At 54.0% G+C, this 20,254-nt stretch carries 18 protein-coding genes; 5 read left to right on the top strand and 13 right to left on the bottom strand.

Features of this window, described 5'->3' with window-relative positions; translation table 11 throughout:
- Window positions 1-121: 121 nt before the first annotated feature.
- The 5 genes from lpdA to AC6CHM_RS02225 all read right to left on the bottom strand — a co-directional run bounded on the left by lpdA (window position 122) and on the right by AC6CHM_RS02225 (window position 6,532).
- Window positions 122-1,519, bottom strand: coding sequence for a dihydrolipoyl dehydrogenase (gene lpdA / locus AC6CHM_RS02245; protein ID WP_440806290.1), 1,398 nt, complete (start codon window positions 1,517-1,519; stop codon window positions 122-124).
- Window positions 1,520-1,522: 3 nt separating this feature from the next.
- On the bottom strand, window positions 1,523-2,824 hold the full coding sequence (locus AC6CHM_RS02240; protein ID WP_498171832.1) for a dihydrolipoamide acetyltransferase family protein: 1,302 nt from the start codon (window positions 2,822-2,824) through the stop codon (window positions 1,523-1,525).
- Window position 2,825: 1 nt separating this feature from the next.
- Complete coding sequence (locus AC6CHM_RS02235) at window positions 2,826-3,842, bottom strand: alpha-ketoacid dehydrogenase subunit beta (RefSeq protein WP_354344608.1); 1,017 nt, start codon at window positions 3,840-3,842, stop codon at window positions 2,826-2,828.
- Window positions 3,843-3,847: 5 nt separating this feature from the next.
- A complete protein-coding gene (locus tag AC6CHM_RS02230) occupies window positions 3,848-5,095 on the bottom strand; it encodes a 3-methyl-2-oxobutanoate dehydrogenase (2-methylpropanoyl-transferring) subunit alpha (RefSeq protein ID WP_115055358.1) in 1,248 nt (415 codons plus the stop codon).
- A gap of 288 nt (window positions 5,096-5,383) precedes the next feature.
- Complete coding sequence (locus AC6CHM_RS02225) at window positions 5,384-6,532, bottom strand: DUF2336 domain-containing protein (protein ID WP_498171829.1); 1,149 nt, start codon at window positions 6,530-6,532, stop codon at window positions 5,384-5,386.
- A gap of 125 nt (window positions 6,533-6,657) precedes the next feature.
- Between AC6CHM_RS02225 and AC6CHM_RS02220 the strand changes: the two genes are divergently transcribed.
- Window positions 6,658-7,149: a MaoC family dehydratase gene (locus AC6CHM_RS02220; protein WP_498171827.1), complete on the top strand. Its 492-nt coding sequence runs from the start codon at window positions 6,658-6,660 to the stop codon at window positions 7,147-7,149.
- Window positions 7,149-8,018 carry an HpcH/HpaI aldolase/citrate lyase family protein gene (locus tag AC6CHM_RS02215; protein WP_115055362.1) on the top strand — a complete coding sequence of 290 codons (870 nt, stop codon included), beginning with the start codon at window positions 7,149-7,151 and terminating at the stop codon, window positions 8,016-8,018. The genes AC6CHM_RS02220 and AC6CHM_RS02215 overlap by 1 nt, the downstream gene beginning before the upstream one ends.
- Window positions 8,019-8,025: 7 nt before the next feature.
- Here the strand turns inward: AC6CHM_RS02215 and AC6CHM_RS02210 are convergent, their stop codons facing one another.
- Window positions 8,026-8,619 (bottom strand): nitroreductase family protein, encoded by a 594-nt coding sequence (locus tag AC6CHM_RS02210; protein WP_115055413.1) that lies wholly within the window; start codon window positions 8,617-8,619, stop codon window positions 8,026-8,028.
- A gap of 123 nt (window positions 8,620-8,742) precedes the next feature.
- Here AC6CHM_RS02210 and AC6CHM_RS02205 point away from each other — a divergent pair, with 123 nt between their 5' ends.
- The gene (locus AC6CHM_RS02205) at window positions 8,743-9,810 is read left to right on the top strand and encodes an RgsD C-terminal domain-containing protein (protein ID WP_115055364.1); all 1,068 of its coding nucleotides are present in this window, start codon (window positions 8,743-8,745) and stop codon (window positions 9,808-9,810) included.
- Between the two features lie 442 nt (window positions 9,811-10,252).
- On the opposite strand, the gene AC6CHM_RS02200 is transcribed toward AC6CHM_RS02205, so the two are convergent.
- From AC6CHM_RS02200 to AC6CHM_RS02185, 4 genes are all read right to left on the bottom strand, one after another.
- A complete protein-coding gene (locus AC6CHM_RS02200) occupies window positions 10,253-11,077 on the bottom strand; it encodes a lysophospholipid acyltransferase family protein (RefSeq protein WP_307284578.1) in 825 nt (274 codons plus the stop codon).
- A gap of 86 nt (window positions 11,078-11,163) precedes the next feature.
- On the bottom strand, window positions 11,164-13,146 hold the full coding sequence (thrS, locus tag AC6CHM_RS02195) for a threonine--tRNA ligase (RefSeq protein WP_498171824.1): 1,983 nt from the start codon (window positions 13,144-13,146) through the stop codon (window positions 11,164-11,166).
- A 282-nt stretch (window positions 13,147-13,428) separates the two neighbouring features.
- Complete coding sequence (locus tag AC6CHM_RS02190) at window positions 13,429-14,742, bottom strand: AAA family ATPase (protein WP_115055370.1); 1,314 nt, start codon at window positions 14,740-14,742, stop codon at window positions 13,429-13,431.
- A 111-nt stretch (window positions 14,743-14,853) separates the two neighbouring features.
- On the bottom strand, window positions 14,854-16,293 hold the full coding sequence (locus AC6CHM_RS02185; RefSeq protein ID WP_498171822.1) for a DegQ family serine endoprotease: 1,440 nt from the start codon (window positions 16,291-16,293) through the stop codon (window positions 14,854-14,856).
- 157 nt (window positions 16,294-16,450) lie between these two features.
- Here AC6CHM_RS02185 and AC6CHM_RS02180 point away from each other — a divergent pair, with 157 nt between their 5' ends.
- Window positions 16,451-17,275 (top strand): AraC family transcriptional regulator, encoded by an 825-nt coding sequence (locus tag AC6CHM_RS02180; RefSeq protein WP_498171820.1) that lies wholly within the window; start codon window positions 16,451-16,453, stop codon window positions 17,273-17,275.
- A 101-nt stretch (window positions 17,276-17,376) separates the two neighbouring features.
- On the top strand, window positions 17,377-17,988 hold the full coding sequence (locus AC6CHM_RS02175; protein ID WP_115055374.1) for a LysE family translocator: 612 nt from the start codon (window positions 17,377-17,379) through the stop codon (window positions 17,986-17,988).
- 184 nt (window positions 17,989-18,172) lie between these two features.
- Here AC6CHM_RS02175 and rplQ read toward each other — a convergent pair whose 3' ends face one another.
- From rplQ to rpsK, 3 genes are all read right to left on the bottom strand, one after another.
- Window positions 18,173-18,601, bottom strand: a complete 429-nt coding sequence (rplQ, locus tag AC6CHM_RS02170; RefSeq protein ID WP_115055376.1) for a 50S ribosomal protein L17 — start codon at window positions 18,599-18,601, stop codon at window positions 18,173-18,175.
- A 97-nt stretch (window positions 18,602-18,698) separates the two neighbouring features.
- Window positions 18,699-19,712: a DNA-directed RNA polymerase subunit alpha gene (locus AC6CHM_RS02165; RefSeq protein WP_008124954.1), complete on the bottom strand. Its 1,014-nt coding sequence runs from the start codon at window positions 19,710-19,712 to the stop codon at window positions 18,699-18,701.
- A gap of 124 nt (window positions 19,713-19,836) precedes the next feature.
- A complete protein-coding gene (gene rpsK / locus AC6CHM_RS02160) occupies window positions 19,837-20,226 on the bottom strand; it encodes a 30S ribosomal protein S11 (protein WP_008124952.1) in 390 nt (129 codons plus the stop codon).
- Between the last annotated feature and the right edge of the window lie 28 nt (window positions 20,227-20,254).

Genomic DNA, 20,254 nt, shown 5'->3' with positions numbered 1-20,254 from the left:
TGAGGTGACATTGCGCCTGGCATAATAGTCTCAAAGATTGCAGGATTTAGCGTCCTGCAATCAGACCCCATTCCTCATGCTGAGCTTGTCGAAGCACTCAAATTGCTTTTGCAAAGGTGCTTTAAATATGCAGCGCGTGTCCCAGTGCTTTCAGCGCAGCTTCCTGGAAGCCCTCGCTCTGTGTTGGATGGGCATGGATTGTCCCGGCTATATCTTCCAGGCGCGCGCCCATTTCCAAGGCCAGTGCAAACGCTGCTGACAGTTCGGAGACTCCGGTTCCAACCGCCTGAATTCCCAATACAAGATGATTGCCCGCAGCAGCAACCACACGGACAAACCCCTCCTCGCCTTCTTGTGTCATGGCGCGGCCATTGGCAGCAAATGGGAACAGACCAATTTTGACCTCGTGCCCGGCCTGCTTTGCCTCTTCTGGCGAAAGGCCGACAGTCACGATTTCCGGATCGGTAAAGCAGACAGCTGCAATGGCTCGCTTGTCCCAGCTGCGATTATGCCCGGCGACGATTTCTGCCACCATCTCGCCTTGTGCCATGGCACGATGGGCCAGCATTGGCTCGCCTGTCACATCACCGATGGCATAGACGCCGCGCATCGAGGTACGGCACTTGTCGTCAATGCGAACAAACTTTCCGTCCATGTCCAAAACAACTTCCTCAAGCCCCCAACCGGTGGTCACAGGCTTGCGGCCGACAGTTACCAGTATTTTATCCGCTGCAATCCTGTCATCCTTGCCATCAGCCGTTTCGATGAGCAGGGCATCACCCTTGGCGCTCATCCCTTTTGCTTTAACTCCGGTAAGAACTGTCATACCTAAGCTATTGAGACTCTTCACGATTGGCCGCGTCAGCTCTGCATCATATTGCGGCAGTATTTTTGCTTGCGCTTCAACAACAGTGACCTTTGATCCGAGTTTGGCATAGGCAGTGCCAAGCTCAAGGCCAATATAACCACCTCCCACAACCACCAGTTTTTCGGGCACAGTCTCAAGTGAGAGAGCTTCGGTGGATGAAATGACATTGCCGCCAAATGGCAATGAAGGCACCTCCACGGGCGCAGAGCCTGTTGCGATTACAATGTTTTCAGCGCGGATGATTTGCTGGCCCGTAAGGGTTTCCACTTCGACGGTTTTTCCGTCGCGGAACTTTGCCCTGCCCGTGACGATCTTCACATTGGCCTTCTTCAAAAGTCCGGCTACGCCGTTGTTCAAACGGCTGACAATTCCGTCTTTCCAAGCGATAGTTTGCGTGAAATCGATTGCCGGGTTGCTGACGGATATGCCTAGAGGCGTCTGATTTGCTGCAAAATGCGCAACCTTTGCAAATTCATCAGCGGCGTGAATCAACGCCTTGGAGGGTATGCAGCCGACCATCAGGCAAGTGCCGCCGACCTTGGCCGCTTCAACGATCACCGTATCAACATTCAGCTGCCCGGCACGAATAGCGCAGATATAGCCACCCGGACCGGCGCCAATGACCAGCAGTTTGCAGGAAATATCCTTCATGGCTCAGTCCTCAACAAATATCATGGCTGGCGTTTCGAGAAGAGCCTTGATGCGCTGGATGAATACGGCGGCATCCCAGCCGTCGATAACCCGGTGGTCGAAGCTTGACGACAGGTTCATCATCTTGCGCGGTATGAAGGCAGTGCCGTCCCACATGGGCCGGATCATGATCTTGTTGACGCCGATGATTGCTACTTCCGGGTGATTGATCACAGGCGTGGTCACCACGCCGCCCATGCTACCGAGTGAAGTGATCGTTATCGTCGAGCCACTCAGCTGTTCACGTGTCGCTGTACCCGTTTTTGCAGCATCTGCCAGCAGATTAACCTCTGCAGCACAGTCCCAAAGCGTTCTTGCCTCGGCATGTCTGACCACCGGCACCACGAGACCGCCAGGCGTCTGCGCGGCAATCCCGATATGCACGCCCCCATGCTGATGAATAATATTCGCCTCGTCATCATACAGAGCATTGAGCTGCGGCTGATCGGCAATGGCCTTGACCATGGCCCGCATCAAGAACGGCAAGATCGTCAGCTTGGCCTGATCCGGGCGCTTTTTGCTATTCAGGGCTGCCCGCAGCTCTTCCAAGGATGTCACGTCGATTTCTTCGACATAGGTAATATGCGGAATCCGGGATTTCGCGATTGCCATTTTCTCGGCAATCTTGCGGCGAAGCCCGACAACCTTGATCTCCTTGACGGAATTGTCCGGGCTGAGCGCTGCACTACCGGGTTTCTGCGAGCCGCGCGCGAAGAAGGCATCAAGATCTTCGTGAGTGATCCGGCCTGCCGGTCCTGTACCGCTTACTTGACGCAAATCAACGCCGGAATCACGCGCACGCTGGCGTACAGCTGGAGAAGCCAAAGGCTTTTCACCTTCGCTACGGGGCGCGCTCGTATTGAAAACAGGTTTGGCAGCGGGCTTTACAGTTTCCTGTGGCTTTGCAGCAGCTGTTGCAGGCTTGCTCTCGGACTTTGCGGCCTCGGCAGGCTTTTCATCCGGTGCGGGCGCTTCAGCCTTGGCAGGCTTGGAGGGCTCCGCGGCGGCTGATGCGTGACCCTCGCCGTCGATCTTCAGGCGAATAATCGGCGAGCCGATCGGAATGACCTCACCGATCTCACCGCCAAGCCAGATGATCTCGCCATCGACCGGCGACGGGATTTCCACCGTTGCCTTATCGGTCATCACGGCGGCAAGAACCATATCCTCGCGTACCAGATCACCGACCTTTACATTCCATTCGACAAGCTCTGCTTCTGCAACGCCTTCGCCGACATCCGGCAGCTTGATGACATATTCGCCCATCTTAGAGCCCCTCCAGCGTTTCAACCAGCGCACGCCCGACCCGCGATGGCCCGGGGAAGTAATCCCACTCCTGGGCATGGGGATAAGGCGTGTCCCAACCGGCAACGCGAGCCACCGGCGCTTCAAGCTTATAGAAACAATGTTCTTGCACGAGTGCCGCCAGTTCCGCGCCAAAGCCCGATGTCAAGGTCGCCTCGTGAACCACGACACAGCGCCCGGTTTTTGAAACGGATTCAATAATCGTTTCGAGATCGAGCGGGAGTAATGTGCGCAGGTCGATGATTTCCGCATCAATATTATGTTCCGCTGCAGCGGCCTCTGCCACGTAAACCATGGTGCCATAGGTCAGGATCGTTAGCTGTGAGCCTTCACGGCGCTTGATAGCTTTGCCCAGCGGCACCGTATAATGACCATCAGGCACTTCGCCGAGATCGTGCTTGGACCACGGCGTGACTGGCCGGTCGTGATGTCCATCAAACGGACCATTATAAATGCGCTTGGGCTCAAGGAAGATCACCGGGTCCGGATCTTCTATTGCTGCAATAAGCAGCCCCTTGGCATCATATGGGTTAGACGGCACAACCACCTTCAGGCCCGAAACATGGGTAAAAAGCGCTTCCGGGCTCTGGCTATGTGTTTGCCCACCGAAAATGCCGCCGCCCACCGGCATGCGCACGACCATCGGGCAGGTAAAGTCGCCATTCGAGCGATAGCGCAAGCGTGCAGCTTCCGAGACAATCTGGTCATAGGCGGGGTAGACATAGTCGGCGAATTGGATTTCGACACATGGCCGCAGACCATAGGACGCCATGCCAATTGCAGCTCCGACGATGCCCGCCTCATTGATGGGCGCATCGAAACACCGCGTCTTTCCATATTTTGCCTGCAGCCCTTGCGTGCAGCGAAAGACGCCACCGAAAAAGCCGACATCCTCGCCGAACACAACCACGTTTTCGTCGCGTTCCATCATTGTATCCATCGCATCGCGGATGGATTCGATCATTGTTTTACGTGGCATTTGGCTTAAACCCCCGCCTGCTGACGTTGACGGCGCAGATGCGGAGGCATTTGTTCATAAACACCCTCGAACATATCGCGCGCTGATGGCTTGCCTCCGGCATGCAATGTTCCGAAGCTTTCGGCTTCTTTCTGCGCAGCGATAACTGTGTCGAGTATCTCGGCTTCGGTCTGGGTATGACGCTCTTCCGACCATGCGCCGCGTGCAATCAGGTGGTTCTTCAACCGAACAATAGGATCGCCCAGAGGCCAGGCTTCCGACTCCATCTTGGGCCGATAAGCAGATGGATCATCCGAGGTCGAATGCGCGCCGGCGCGATAGGTGACATATTCCACCAGCGTCGGGCCCAGATTGCGGCGCGCGCGCTCGGTTGCCCACTGCGCCACTGCAAAAACCGCGAGGTAATCATTGCCATCGACGCGCAGCGCCGGAATACCGAAACCAAGGCCACGCGCTGCAAAGGTACCTGAGCCACCGCGCGCAATGCCTTGAAATGTCGAAATCGCCCATTGATTATTGACGATATTGAGAACTACCGGCGCCTTATAGGTTGAAGCGAAAACCAGCGCGGCATGGAAGTCAGACTCGGCCGTTGAGCCATCGCCGATCCATGCGGCAGCTATCTTGCTGTCTTTCTTGATGGCGGACGCCATGGCCCAGCCCACACCTTGAATATACTGGGTGGCCAGATTGCCAGAGATCGAGAAAAAACCGTGTTCTTTGGAAGAGTACATGATTGGCAGTTGCCTGCCCTTCAACGGATCGCGCTCGTTGGAGTAGATCTGGCACATCATTTCGACCATGGGATACCCGCCGGCGATCAACAGACCAGCCTGACGATAGGTCGGAAAATTCATATCGCCCTGCACCAGCGCCTTACGGAAAGCGCAACTGACTGCCTCCTCGCCAAGATGCTGCATATAAAATGAAGTCTTGCCCTGCCGCTGGGCGATCTGCATACGCGCATCGAACGTGCGCAGCGTCATCATATGGCGCAGACCTTCAACTAGTTGATCGTCGGTCAGCAGATTTGCCCATGGCCCGACTGCCTCGCCTTCAGGGTTAAGCACACGAATAATCGAAAATGCGAGGTCACGCATGTCTTCAGGGTTTGTATCGACATCGGGGCGTCTCACCGAGCCTGCATCGGGAAAGGTGACGTTGGAAAAATCCGGCGTACCGCCCGGACGCACAGCCGGTTCAGGGACGTGCAGACTTAGCGGGCCAAACTCAACACTACCATTGTCCGACATTATGCAGACCTCCCAATCGATTATGCCTTTGTCCATAATAGCATAAAAGACCAATGGGACGGCAACGGGCCGTTTGGCACAATCGAATTGCTGTATCTAGAGTTTTGAATCAGAAGTCAGACATAAACGCCTGATTTAATTAGGTTTACCAGGTATGATAATGGAAATCCCGGCTTTCAATGCCAATAAAAAAGCAATGATGCGCCGGTTCTGGTGCGGCGCATCGATTATTTCATTCAAAGAGTGGCACTATTTTGTAATGAAATGTTCGATCAAGCGGTCAGAAGCCTATGCCGCCGCTATCGACAACATGCTTCGGCGCGCATTTTCGCGAATAGCATCGCGGTGAATACCGTTGAGCAAGGAAAGCAAATCATCATTTGCGGCGGCGGGAACAGCCCCTGCATAGGCTTCTACCCTCGCGATCTGCTCAATCATTGCGCGTGCGACATCATGCAAACCCAGCTTGCGCTTGCCGTTGATAATATCGCGCCATGCCTGAACTGCGGTGCACAGGGAAGCGTGTGTGCTTTCGGCCAAACCTGCAGCGCTAAACAGCGCCCCCAGCACGTTCGGACGGCCATCAATGAGCAGGCCGCGCACGCGACTATGCTTGTAACCGGACAGCGCAACAAGGATCGCGCCGAAGAAATCGATCTGTCCTTTCGCAACCACCCGAATGACAAAAGCTGTTGTTATGTCACCGCGCAGTTGTAGGTGTTCAACGAGAGCCGGATATTCTTCGATAGGCGTTGCGGCAACGAGGCCGATGGATGCTTTAACACAGGCATCATGTGTCATTCGTTCCGCTCTGCGACCTCCCATGAGTGCCTGCACAATATCCATCTGGCACAGCGCCTCTGCGGTCTTGACTGCAAGCGAGTGGCGGCAATCGGCTGGCAGGCTTTCATGATCGACGAGCAATGCACGTACTTCGGCAATATGTCCTGACCGTTCAAGCAGCCGACGATAACTCACCGGCATTATTTTCGCCTGTGTATTGGCCAGCAGCTCCAGTATGGCATCGATCTCGCCAACTTCGATAATGGCGGCACAAACAGTTGGCGAAACGCGTGCCCGACCGGCAATGACGCGTTGCGCCTCTCCGCAACCACTCACAACACAGTCAATCAGGTCGCTATCGCTGAGCAAAACCGAGCGGCCGAGCATATAGGTCGAGATTTCAATCTGGTCGCGTGCGAGACTAGCAACGATATGGGCAGGAGCGCGGACACTTGTAGAAAACGCCTCAGCCAGCGCGAGGCGCACTTTTGGCGAAGAATCGTCCAGCAGGAGCGTTAGTACAGCCTCTGTCGCGCAACGCTCATCATTGTCGAGTTCTGAATGCAGATAGATATGCGCCAAAGCCGCCGTTGCATGACAACGTTGCGCCACTGACGCATTCTCGATCATTCTGAGATATTGCTGTACCGGCATCCCTTATCGCCCCCATTTTTTCTAGCAAAAGCCTAGCGGAAAAAGGTTTACGATCAGTTCACCATATCCATTAACCATGACGACAAGGGTTTTGCCCCTGTTGCGATCCGCAGAGCACCGTCATAATGTCCCGCAAATCATTGCGGAGGTTCGAAATCATCATGGCTGGATTGTATCTGGAAGAGTTCGAGGTCGGACGCGTTTTCAATCATTCGCTTCGCAAAACGATCACTGAAAGTGACAATATGCTATTTTCGGTCATGACATTGAACACCCAGCCGCTGCATATTGACTTTGATTTTGCCAGCAAGACAGAATGGGGAAAGCCTCTCGTCAACTCATTGTTTACGTTGGGTTTAATGATCGGTATTTCTGTCAATGACACGACGATTGGCACGACAATTGCCAATCTCGGCATAACCGATGTCACTTTTCCTTCCCCGCTATTTCATGGCGATACAGTACATGTTGAGACTGAGGTTATTTCAACACGCCCGTCCAAATCCAAGCCTGATCGCGGCATTGTCGAGTTCGAACACCGTGCCTTCAACCAGCATGGTGTTCTCGTTGCAAAATGCACGCGGCAAGCCATGATGAAATCAAAGAGTGCGGCGTGATGCGCTCGCTCCTGTTTGTTCCCGGCGATTCGGAGAAGAAACTTGAAAAAGGACTCGCCAGCGAAGCCGACATGCTTTTGATCGATCTTGAAGATTCGGTAAGCGCAGAGCGCAAGGCCGCCGCGCGGCAGATCACCGCTGATTTTCTGAAATCGAACCGCGGTACGGCCTCGCCTCGCCTTTTCGTTCGCATCAATGATCTCTCCAGCGGTTTCGCCGATGATGATCTTGCCGCCATTATGCCGTCGCTGCCCGTTGGCATTCTTCTGCCCAAATCCAATAGCGGTAAGGATGTGACGCGGCTTTCGGTGAAACTGAATGTGCACGAAGCGCAGGCAGGGCTTTCTGAAGGCGTCACGCAGATCATTGCAATCATTACCGAGACTGCAATTGGTACCTTGTCTGCAGCCACCTATCCGGATGCATCCAAACGATTAATCGGCCTCAGTTGGGGTGCGGAAGACCTTTCGGCAGTTATCGGCGCAACCGCGGTGCGCAACGAGGCGGGTCATTACACGGACGTGTTTCGCATGGCTCGCGCCTTGACAGTCCTTGGCGCATCCGCCGCTGATGTTGCGGCCATTGATACGGTCTACATCGACTATCGCAATGAAGAAGGTCTTGCCCGCGAATGCACCGAAGCCGCGCGCGATGGTTTCACAGCCAAACTGGCAATTCATCCGGCCCAGGTCGCAATCATCAATCAGATTTTCACGCCTTCGGCTGAAGCGGTCGATCAGGCAGAGCGTATCGTTGCAGCCTTTGCGGCTGAGCCCGCTGCCGGTGTAATTGGTATTGATGGTAAAATGTTCGACCGCCCGCATCTGAAGCGGGCGGAGCGGCTCATTGCCAGAGCGCGATCATTTTGATCTTACGCTAGCCTTTCCACGGCCCCGAATATTCGGAAAGTACCGCATCCACTTCCGGGCGAGGCCGCTCCGGCACTTTCTGCGCGCAAGTTCCAATATGAACAAACCCCGTGACCCGCTCATGTGGGGCCAGCCCTAGCAGCGCCCGGCCCTTTTCGTCCGACGAGTACCAATTACTGATCCAATTGGTGACATAGCCCAATGCATTGGCAGCCAGGCAAAGCTTCATCGCCGCCGCACCCGAGGAAAGAAACTGCTCCCACTCCGGAATATGATGTTCAACTGGAGAGAACACCACACCAATGACCAGCGGAGCGCGAGCAAAGCGCTTCAGTTCCTGCTCGCGGCGTTGTTCAGTCAGTGGCCCTTCACGTTCTTCACAAAGTTCGGCGAGATATTTCCCGACTTCGACACGTGCATCACCCCGATACAGAATAAAGCGCCAGGGCGTCAGACGACCATGATCCGGCACACGCGAAGCAATCGTAATGATCTTGCGAATCTCTTCGTCAGATGGTCCTGGAAGGCCGATGGCCGAGATCGGGGTGGAGCTTCGTGTCGACAAAAAATCGAGGATTGGATTGGATGAGGAAGTGTTCATGGAATAATCGTAGCGACCCTGTTGCACTATTGCGCGGACAATGGCTTCGTTTTGTCGGTCAAGTAAAGACATGAGAGCGAGAAAAGCCTTGAAATTGCCATCGGCTTCGGATCAAAAGCTTGCATGGGCGTATTCCAGACAATTGCCACGGGCAGCATTTTCCGCAAACCCTTGTTTGCTATCGCGGCATGTGCGTGTCTGGCGTCGGGACCAGTCGCATTTGCACAGTCGCTGACACCGGATTCACCGGAAGTCGCCCCGCTTGAGCTACCCACCATTGCGCCGCCCGCCGGTAAAGGCGATATACCTAAAATTCCCAACCTGAATGAGTATGCCAATCCAAAGGCTCCGCAGAACAATCCGCTGGTCAATGAGCCCGAGCTTGTTCTTACTGCAAAACTTTCAGACGAGAGTGAAGCGATTGGCCGGGGGCTGGTATGGCGGGTATTCTCACCCGATCCAGGCCCCGACGGCAAGCTGGCGCTTCTCGCCACTGCCAAAGGCGGTACCACTTCGTTCAATCTTGCTCCCGGCAGCTACCTGATCCACGTCGCCTTTGGCCGTGCTGGCGCAACCAAGCGCATTTCCATGACACGCGCCAAGCGCACTGAAACAATGATTCTCGATGCTGGCGGGATCAAGCTTAATGCTGTGCTTGCTGGCGGTGGTCGCATTCCTCCCGATCGTCTGCGATTTTCGATTTATGAGGATCATGAAGACGCCAATGGCGAACGCGCTTTGATCATTCCCGATGTCAAGCCGGACAGCGTTGTCCGTCTGAACACTGGAACCTATCAAATCGTGTCAAACTACGGCACGGCGAACGCCGTCATTCGGTCTGACATCCGCGTTGAGGCAGGTAAAATCACGGAAGCGAATGTTGAACACCGCGCGGCACTGATGACGATGAAACTGGTGCGCGAAGCTGGCGGCGAAGCGCTTGCCGATACGGCTTGGTCTGTTCTCACCACGTCAGGTGATATTGTCCGGGAAAGCGTGGGGGCTTTCGCATCCATGGTGCTTGCGGAAGGTGATTATGTCATCATCGCCAAGAACAAGGACAAGATTTACCAGCGTGACTTCAAGGTTGTTGCCGGTCGCAATCAGGATGTGGAGGTCATCGCCTCCAATGGCGCAAGCACGGCGGCAAGCGCCAACCAGCCGGCGAAAGGCGAAGAGCCGCTGGACTGACCCCTAACATCTGCTCAAAACAGGCTGCATGGCTGCTTTGCGTGGTTCGACAAGCTCACCATGAGGAGCGTGGTGAGCTAGCATGCCAATCTCCCCCTACCTCAAATCCCTCCCACCTGATGCATGCCAGCCTCCACCTTTCCTCATGGTGAGCGTGTCGAACCACGCATCACACATTTGCAAATCTTGTTTGCTCGGTAACATTCAGCTCATCGCACATTGATGGATTTGCCGGGGAAAAAGGCTAAATCTCGCTTATTAGCTGCATAACCGCTTTGCGTGGTTCGACGGGGCTCACCATGAGGAAGTGTGGGGATTGCAGGGGCAAATCTCCTGCGCTGGAAGCTGGCGGGCAATTCACCACCTTCCTCATGGTGAGCTTGTCGAACCATGCACCACATGCGCAAATTCACCACATGCCAGCGACATGAGTATTGAGCTCTTATTTGCTCGATGAACCCGGCTGCAGCGAAAAAACAGCATTATAGAGATATTGCAAAAGCGTCTGGCGATCTTCCAGCACCTTCAATTCATCCCAACTGATGATATTGCCGATCCGCACATTGATGGATTTGCCGGAAAGACGCCGGAATTCTCGAATCAACAATGATATGCGCAGCGTCATCGATACTTTGCTGGCGAGGTGAAATAGCCAGCCATTCTGCCCGCTGAAGTAGACTGGAATGACAGAAGCCTGTGCTTGCCTGATGAGCTTGGCAGGGAATATTTTCCAAGGCAGATCTTCCGCACGACCAAAACCCTTGCGCGCTGTCGCAACACCGCCTGCTGGAAAGACAATGATTGTCACGCCTTCCTTGAGCAAGCGCACTGCTTCGTGCCGCGTTGCCATGTTCATCGCCATGGCTTCCTTGGTTTCGTCGAAACATACCGGCAAGGCATAAGGGCGGATTTCCGGTACTTTCAGCAGATCATTATTGATCAGCACGCGGAAAGGCCTGCCCAATTGTTCGGCCAGCGCCAAAGCTGCGATGCCGTCTCCAATACCGAATGGATGATTAGCAATAAGCACCAGCGGCGTGTCAGGCAGATTTTGCGGCGGCCACTGATCGGGGCCCTCAAGCCTGATGTTGATCAGTTCCATCATGCGGCAAAAAACATCGATACCAGCAGGGACGATCTCAGTTCGCCATACATTATACAGCCCGACATAATGATTTCTGCCCGAGATCGCCTCAATCGAGCGGATCAGCCATTGCGTAAGGCGCGTCTGAGTATCGTTGGCATAGGAAAGTTCGGAAAACTGCACCGCGTGAAAACCCCGGAGGTTAATTCGGGGATTATCCCGGATATTTGTGACAGCGCGATGAAATCACCGCGCTGTCAACGGCATTGTCATTCGGCAGCCAGACGCAGAAGATCGGGAGGCGTAGCCTCGTGCTTCAATTGCTGTATTGCCTCGTCCAATGAGAGAGAAGTCTGGTTTTGCGAACCAAGACGGCGCATATTCACTGTTCGCTCTTCCGCTTCACGCATGCCGCAAACGAGAATCACCGGAACTTTCTGCAAGGAATGCTCACGCACCTTGTAGTTGATCTTCTCATTGCGGAAGTCGGTTATGACCTGAAGACCTGCGGCTTTCAGCTCCTTGGCGACCTGACGGCCATAATCATCGGCTTCCGTCGTGATCGTCGCAACCACAACTTGCACCGGCGCGAACCATAGCGGCATGTGACCCGCAAAGTTCTCGATCAAAATGCCGAGAAAGCGCTCCATGGAACCGCAAATGGCGCGATGGATCATAACCGGCTGCTTCTTCTCCGATGTTGAGTCGATATAAAATGCACCGAAACGCTCCGGCAGGTTGAAGTCGACCTGAGTCGTGCCGCATTGCCACTCACGGCCAATAGCGTCCTTCAGGGTATACTCGAATTTGGGGCCGTAAAACGCACCCTCGCCCGGCAGAATTCCAGTTTTGATGTCGTTTGACTGTTGCTGGATCTGCTCAAGTACGCCGGTCATGACCGCCTCGGCACGGTCCCATAATTCATCCGAGCCGACTCGCTTTTCAGGACGTGTCGAGAGCTTGATCGTGATGCCTTCGAAGCCAAAATCCTTGTAGACTGAAAGAATGAGATCATTGATGCGCAGACATTCGGCGGCCATCTGCTCATCCGTGCAGAACACATGCGCGTCATCCTGCGTAAAGCCACGCACACGCATCAAACCATGCAACGCGCCTGATGGCTCATAGCGATGCACATTGCCAAATTCTGCAAGGCGCACCGGCAGATCGCGGTATGATTTCAGGCCATGCTTGAATATCTGCACATGACCCGGACAGTTCATCGGCTTAAGCGCAAAGACGCGTTCATCGTCGGTCTCGTCGCCTGCGACCGTGACCTTGAACATATTGTCACGATACCAGCCCCAGTGACCGGAAGTCTCCCAAAGCGACTTGTCGAGCACTTGCGGTGCGTTGACCTCCTGATAGACGCCATCAAGCCGCCGACGCATATAGCTGACCAGAGACTGGAACATGCGCCAGCCCTTGGCATGCCAGAACACGACGCCCGGCCCCTCTTCCTGGAAATGAAACAGGTCCATCTCACGGCCGAGCTTGCGATGATCGCGCTTTTCTGCCTCTTCCAGCATATGAAGATAGGCGTTGAGATCATTATCATTGGCAAAGGCTGTGCCATAGATGCGGCTCAGCATCGGATTATTGCTATCACCGCGCCAATAGGCACCTGCAACCTTCATCAACTTGAAGGAGTTGCCGATCTGCCCTGTTGAGGCCATATGGGGTCCACGGCATAGATCATACCAGTCGCCCTGCGCATAGATTTTCAGGTCCTGCCCTTCGGCAATCGCATCAACGAGCTCAACCTTGTAGACTTCGCCCTTTTCGGCAAAGACCTGACGGGCCTTTTCACGCGACCAGATTTCCTTGGTGAAAGGCTTGTTGCGGGCGATGATCTCCCGCATCTTCTTCTCGATCAGCGGAAGGTCTTCCGGCGTAAACGGCTCGTTCTTGGCAAAGTCATAGTAGAAACCGTTTTCGATAACCGGTCCGATAGTGACCTGCGTTCCGGGGAAAAGCTCCTGGACCGCTTCCGCCAGAACGTGCGCGCAATCATGACGGATGAGTTCAAGCGCGCGCGGATCATCACGGGTCAATATTTCGATAGCGCCTGACGCACCAAGCGGATCAGACAAATCGCGGACCGTGCCATCGACAGCATAGGCCACAGCTTTCTTGGCGAGCGATTTTGAAATGGATTCTGCAAGTTCCGCACCGGTCATGGCGGCGTCATATTCACGCTTTGAGCCATCGGGGAATTGCATGGATACAGTTTTGGCAACTGCTTGCGACATAAGACTTCTCCTATCCAGTCCCGCCAACGATTGCGGGTGGTTTTCTAAAACTCCCGGATTTCTTATCCGGTCGCGGACTTCTAAATGCAGATTGCTTTGAGGTAAAGAGGTTTGGGATAAAAGCATGCATAGATCATGTGCGTGGTTCGACGGGGCTCACCATGAGGAAACTCGTGGATTGCAGAAAGTTGAATTTTCCACGCTGGAGACCATTATTGCAGCACACCGATCTTCCTCATGGTGAGCTCCGTCGAACCACGCATAGCGATTGTGCAGCCAACGCTACTCCTCGCCGCGCTCCTGGCGCAGCTTTTGCCAATATTCCATGCGCTTGCGGATTTCCCGTTCGAACCCGCGCTCCGGCGGATCGTAGAAGCTTTGCCGTCCAAGCGCTTCCGGAAAATAGTTCTGCCCGGAAAAGGCGTCAGGCTGGTCATGATCATAGGCATAACCCTTGCCATAACCCTCACCCTTCATCAGCTTTGTCGGCGCATTGAGAATATGTTTGGGCGGAAGCAGTGAGCCATTGGCTTTGGCCGCTCCCATTGCTGCCTTATAGGCTGTATAAACCGCATTGGATTTCGGCGCCGTAGCGAGATAGACGCAGGCTTGCGCCAGCGCCAGTTCACCTTCAGGCGACCCCAGATAATCATAGGCATCCTTTGCTGCATTGCAGATGACCAGAGCCTGCGGATCGGCAAGGCCAATGTCTTCGCTTGCCATGCGAACGAGCCTGCGTCCCAGAAACAACGGGTCTTCACCAGCATCGAACATGCGGCACAAATAGTATAATGCCGCGTCGGGATCAGAGCCGCGCACGGATTTATGCAAGGCAGAGATCAGATTGTAATGGCCATCCTGCCCCTTATCATAGACAGGAGCGCGCCGTTGCACGATCTGCTGCACCCGTTCCGCATCAAAAACCTCGCCTTCACGCGCCGCGCGCCAAACCTCTTCAGCCAGCGTCAAAATTGCGCGGCCATCACCATCCGCCATGCGTACCAGACTTGCCCGCGCCTCGTCATTCAACGGAAGCGCTTTGCCCTCATGGCTTTCCGCCCGCTCGAGCAATGCCACAAGACTGGTTTCATCATGGGGTTTAAACACCAGAACCCGCGCCCGCGATAGCAAAGCCGCATTGAGTTCAAAGGAGGGATTTTCCGTCGTGGCGCCCACCAGCACGATCGTTCCATCCTCCATGACCGGCAGAAATGAGTCCTGCTGGGCGCGGTTGAAGCGATGAATTTCGTCAACAAAGAGCAATGTCTGGCGGCCGGACATTTTCCGTGACCGTGCCATCTCAAAGACCTTTTTCAGGTCGGCCACACCGGAAAATATCGCAGATATCTGCTCAAATGCGAGATTTGTCTCATTGGCGAGCAGCCGGGCAACGGTGGTCTTGCCTGTTCCGGGCGGTCCCCAGAAGATCATCGATCCGAGCGAACCGGAATCGATCATCCGCGTCAGCGCGCCTTCCGGTCCCGTCAGATGTGTCTGGCCGGTGACCTCGCTCAGGTTACGCGGTCGCAGGCGGTCAGCAAGCGGCCTGCTTCTGTCCGAAGCAGGATCGCCGCTTACTGAAAATAAATCCGCCATGCTCTTGCTGCCTTGTCGCGTCTAAAGCAATTCCAGCAAAAGTGTGAAGCGGTTTTGCGTCCGAAATTGCGTAAAAAAGTTTAGAGCGTCGTTTTTAAAAAGCAAAACGCTCTACCGAATGATCTGACGAATTATGGCACCCCCGCGCTCAAATTCGAAGCGCCAAAGCGCGGGATTGGTCGACATTGCCTTGCTAAGATCGGCAATACTGTCAATTGAGGTGCCATTTATGCCCCGGATAATATCGCCGGGTTGCAAACCGATACGCGCAGCTGGAGAGTTTGGATAGACCTTGTCAACAGCAACACCGTCCGTCCCCTCCGGCAAGCGCAAACGCGCGAGGCTTGCAGGGCTTAGCTTGAGAACAAGTGCACCCGAAAGCGGGTTCTTGCCTTGAATCATCAGTTTATTGTCCGCAGAGTCAGGATCGGGCTTTTGCAAAGTCACTGAGACGGACTTTTCCTTGGAACGGCTCAATATGTCGAACTTGACTGTCTTGCCGATGCCCGCCGTCGTCATGCGATATCCAAGCCCATCCGGATTTTCAATGCGAACGCCATCAACATTCAACACCACGTCACCAACCTGCAATCCGCCTTTATCAGCCGGGCCACCTTTGGTGATATCGGTTACGAGCGCGCCGTAAGGCTGTCTCATTCCAAGACTTTCGGCCACATCAGCGGTCACGTTTTGGAAAGCAGCACCGATATAGGGGCGCTCGAATGTGTCTGCGCCGCCCTTGGCTGTATCAACAACTGCGCGCACCATATTGGCCGGTATGGCAAATCCGATTCCAACGGAGCCACCGGACTTGGAGAAAATTGCGGTATTCACGCCGACAAGTTCTCCATCCATGCCAATCAAGGCGCCGCCCGAATTACCGGGATTGATGGCCGCATCGGTCTGAATGAAAAAATCAAAGTCGGAAATACCGACGCGCGTGCGCGCCTGTGCCGAGACGATGCCGCTCGTCACAGTCTGACCGACACCGAACGGGTTACCGATAGCCAGAACCAGATCACCCACCTCAACCTTGTCGGAATCTGCAAGTTTCAAAGATGGCAGCGGTTCGCCGGCATCAATTTTCAATATGGCCAGATCTGTCGACTCATCCTTGAGAAGGACTTTCGATTCAAACTCGCGGCCATCTGACAGCGCGATTTTTACGGTGTCAGCGTCGCGGATGACATGATTATTGGTTACGATAATGCCCGAACCGTCCACAATCACGCCGGAGCCAAGCGATGACTGAACGCGAGGCGGACCGCTAAACTGTCTCCCACCGAAGAACTGTTCAAAAAATGGATCCCCCGCAAAAGGCGAGCGTTGCTGAACCGAATGGGCCGCATAGACATTGACCACAGCGCCCGCTGTCTGTTTGACCAGCGGCGCAAAGGATAGTTGCGCCTCGGTACGGCTTTCCGGCACTTGCTTTGTAGTATCTGCAGTTTGCGCATAAACCGGAAGAGCGGTAGCGGAAAAGACAGCCGCACCAAGCAAAATCGCCCGGGCCGAAGCGCCTATTGTCGAGCTTCGCGAAACAGAACCCATATTAATCTCCGATAGCTAATGAATCAGTCAAACTGCTTCGACCAATGTGGTGATTTCGAGCGAGGATACCAGCTATTAAACAAAGCAAATTTGAGACATATCGTTTCACCATCAGCTTATTTGATGCGACTTCATCTTTAATAGGCATTCAGATAATATGCACGAAACAGGCGATGGACGATTGGGCAATATAAGAGGCCATTTCCGGATTTATCCGAGCGGCAATCCTGGCATACAAATTGTCGAGGCGGCTACGCGCCATTCTTTTGCCCGCCATACACATGACCAGTTCGGCATTGGCGTCATTCATCAAGGGGCACAAAAATCCCTTAGCGGGCGCGGTACTGTGGAAGCCGGACCGGGTTATGTCATCACCGTCAATCCCGGCGAAATACATGATGGCGTACCAATCGGCGATTCAGGCCGCTCTTGGCGGATGATCTATTTTGACCCCGCTCTCATTGAAAATATCATTGATGATATTAACGAAGGTGGTGCGACCACAACGGAATTCACTGAACCGGCCATGGATAACGCCCTCGCCGCCAAACAATTTCAGGAGCTTTTCAGCGCTTTGACGCGCAATGCGCATGAGCCGCTTCTTCCTGAAGAAAAACTGATTGACCTGCTTTCCATCACGCACAAAAAACCAGCTAAATCAGAACCGATCCCCCCTACCATTCATATGGTGAGGCAGCACATAGATGATGCACCAACCGCATCATATACTTTGTCGGATCTGGCAAAAATAAGTGGTCTCAGCCGCTTTCAAATTCTGCGAGGCTTTGCAGCGGCAACTGGCTTTACCCCCCACGCCTATCTTATGCAGCGACGCGCCGATATTGCCCGCCGCCTGATCTTGCAAGGCATGGCGCTTGCAGAAACTGCGGTAGCAAGCGGCTTTGCCGACCAAAGCCACATGAACCGCATTTTCGCGCAAAAGTTTGGATTATCGCCCGGTTCCTATGCGGCATCGCTATAGTAAGCCTCCGGCCATCTGGCGATAAGCGCTGCAATCCTGTCCAAGACGCTGCCAGCATTCCTTGATTTAATCCTTCTCCATAAGAGTAAGGAGCTTAGACTATGAGTCTGGAATTTATCATCACATCACTGATCATTGTCATATCGCCCGGTACCGGCGTGGTTTATACGCTGGCGACCGGATTGACGCGGGGCGCAAGAGCGAGCATCGCCGCGGCGTTTGGTTGCACAATCGGCATAATTCCCCATATGGCAGCGGCGATAGGCGGGCTGGCTGCTATCATGCATACGAGCGCCATTGCGTTTCAGACGCTCAAATATCTCGGCGTTATCTATCTTTTGTTCATGGCGTGGAATGCTTTGCGCGATAACGGCTCACTACGGGTGGATCAGGAAAACACCGAAAGCTCATTTAGTCGTGTAACTTTGACCGCAATCCTCATTAATATTCTTAATCCGAAACTATCGATCTTCTTTCTCGCTTTCCTGCCGCAATTCGTAACCGCAGATGAAAGGCGACCCGTGCTGACCATGCTCGGTCTCAGCGGTGTATTCATGGCAATGACATTCGTTGTCTTCGCCATTTATGGGCTCTTTGCAGCTTCTGTTCGAGACAAGGTAATTTCCCGGCCCATCGTTCTCACATGGATGCGCCGCTCATTCGCCGCTGCTTTTATCGGGTTGGGTATAAAGCTTGCTTTGACACAGCGCTAAGTTCGGGTGGGTGGCTTCAAGATATCCACAATCACTAAGCTATCGATAGGCAGTCGATACGCCTCGCTTACCAACGAGACCCACAATGTTGCGCACCCTCTGCGCTGGTTGGATAGCCCCCAAAGCCACAAACAGAAAAAGGGAGCCGAAGCTCCCTTTAAACTTTCTACCGTAGAAGCGTTGATTACGCTGCTTCGGCTTCGTTAGCGCGCTCTTCTTCAACGCGGGCCAAATCCTTGGAACCCTTTGCGCTGACATCACGATCAACGAATTCGACAACTGCGAGCGGTGCATTGTCACCGGTGCGGAAGCCTGCCTTCATGATGCGGATGTAGCCGCCATTACGCTGACCATAACGTGGTGCAAGCGTATCGAACAGCTTGGCAACCAGCTTGGCATCGCGGATAGCCGAGATGGCCTGACGACGAGCGTGCAGATCACCGCGCTTGCCGAGTGTGACAAGCTTTTCTACGATTGGACGAATTTCCTTGGCCTTGGGCAGCGTTGTCACGATCTGCTCATGCTCGATCAAAGATGCAGCCATATTGGCAAACATCGCCTTACGATGGCTGGCAGTCCGGTTAAGCTTGCGGCCTGAATTACCGTGGCGCATGAGCCTTCTCCTTCAGTTTTCTTTTCGGGCTCATTGCCCGGGCTAATTATTCAGTTCGGGCTCATTGCCCGGGCTTATTTGTCGGGCAGAGCCCGGATTAGTACTGGTCTTCGTAACGCTTGGCGAGATCTTCGATGTTCTCTGGCGGCCAAGCTGGAACTTCCATACCAAGATGGAGGCCCATGGAAGCCAGAACTTCCTTGATTTCGTTCAACGACTTGCGACCGAAGTTCGGTGTGCGCAGCATTTCTGCTTCTGTCTTCTGAATGAGATCGCCAATGTAGACGATATTATCATTCTTCAGGCAGTTTGCCGAGCGAACCGAAAGTTCGAGTTCATCGACCTTCTTGAGCAGAGCAGGATTGAACGCGAGTTCAGTAACCTGTTCCTGCTGAACTTCTTTTTGCGGCTCGTCAAAGTTGACGAAGATCGCCAGCTGGTCCTGAAGAATACGTGCTGCGTAAGCAACAGCATCTTCACCGGAGATCGAACCATCAGTCTCGATCTGGAGGATCAGCTTGTCATAATCGAGAACCTGACCTTCACGGGTGTTCTCGATTTTATAGGAAACCTTGCGGACCGGTGAGTAAAGGCTATCGACTGGAATAAGACCAATCGGAGCATCTTCAGCGCGGTTGCGGTCAGCTGGAACATAACCCTTGCCGGTGTTGACAGTGAATTCCATGCGGATTTCAGCGCCTTCATCGAGCGTGCAGATAACGTGTTCCGGGTTGAGAATTTCAATATCGCCAACAGTCTGAATATCGCCAGCTGTTACAACGCCTGGGCCTTCCTTACGGACGACCATGCGCTTTGGACCATCACTTTCCATGTGGATAGCGATTTCCTTGATGTTGAGGACGATGTCTGTAACATCTTCGCGAACGCCAGGGATCGACGAGAATTCATGCAGAACGCCGTCGATCTGTACCGCAGTCACGGCAGCACCGCGCAGCGAAGACAGAAGAACGCGGCGCAAGGCATTGCCCAGCGTCAAGCCATAACCGCGCTCTAGCGGTTCAGCGACGACAGTAGCCTTGGTCTTCGAGCCGGAAGTCTGAAACTCGACCTTGTTCGGCTTGATCAATTCTTGCCAGTTTTTCTGGATCATCTATGTTTTCCTTATCCTTGCCAGTGCCACCATCCAATCGTGGCCTTGAAGCGTGGAAACCCCGTCAGGGGCTTGAAGCCGATGAGTTGAAATCAACCCACCGGCCAAATCCTAGAGCAAAAGACTAGACGCGACGACGCTTGCGCGGACGGCAGCCATTGTGCGGGATCGGTGTCACGTCACGGATCGATGTGATTGTGAAACCTGCAGCCTGCAATGCGCGCAAAGCGGATTCACGGCCGGAGCCAGGTCCGCAAACTTCAACTTCCAAAGAACGCATGCCGTGTTCCTGTGCCTTCTTTGCACAATCTTCAGCAGCCATCTGAGCAGCAAATGGTGTGGACTTGCGCGAGCCTTTGAAGCCCTGCGCACCAGCCGACGACCAGGCAATCGCATTGCCCTGCGCATCAGTGATGGTGATCATTGTATTGTTGAATGTCGAATTCACGTGGGCAACGCCCGACGAAATGTTCTTCCGCTCGCGGCGGCGAACGCGTGTGGCTTCCTTGGCCATAGTAGTCCTTTCAGTTGATCTCGACGCC

Source organism: Phyllobacterium sp. GQ127, from assembly GCF_059758635.1.
The sequence above is the reverse complement of the archived record's forward strand: the minus strand, read 5'-3'. Positions and strand labels throughout refer to the sequence as shown.